Here is a 391-nt window from a genome sequence, read left to right on the forward strand (position 1 = left end):
TCCGGGGACCGCAACCCGCTGCACAGCGATCCGTGGTTCGCGCAGAACCTCGCCGGGTTCCCGAAGCCGATCCTGCACGGGCTGTGCACCTACGGTGTGGCCGGGCGGGCGCTGGTCGCCGAGCTCGGCGGCGGTGACGCCACGAAGGTTCACGCAGTGGCGGCGCGGTTCAGTTCGCCGGTGTTCCCGGGCGAGACGCTGACGACGTCGATCTGGCGTACCGAACCGGGACGGGCCGTGTTCCGAACCGAAGCCAGCGGACCCGACGGTGCCGATGCCCGGCTCGTCCTCGAGGACGGCGCCGCCGAGTATGCCCAGTGATCCAGCCGGTCCGGCAATTTCGTAGAACCCCTGCACGTCGCGTGGTGGGTTGACAGGATCGACCCACTAC

1 protein-coding gene is annotated in these 391 nt (G+C 69.6%); it reads left to right on the plus strand.

All coding sequences use genetic code 11. The annotated features are described in order from the left end of the window. A partial coding sequence (locus RM844_RS33300; protein ID WP_311671150.1) for a MaoC/PaaZ C-terminal domain-containing protein occupies window positions 1-321 on the plus strand: 321 nt, incomplete at its 5' end. Between the last annotated feature and the right edge of the window lie 70 nt (window positions 322-391).

The organism is Streptomyces chisholmiae (assembly GCF_031845445.1).
Lineage (GTDB): Bacteria > Actinomycetota > Actinomycetes > Streptomycetales > Streptomycetaceae > Streptomyces > Streptomyces chisholmiae.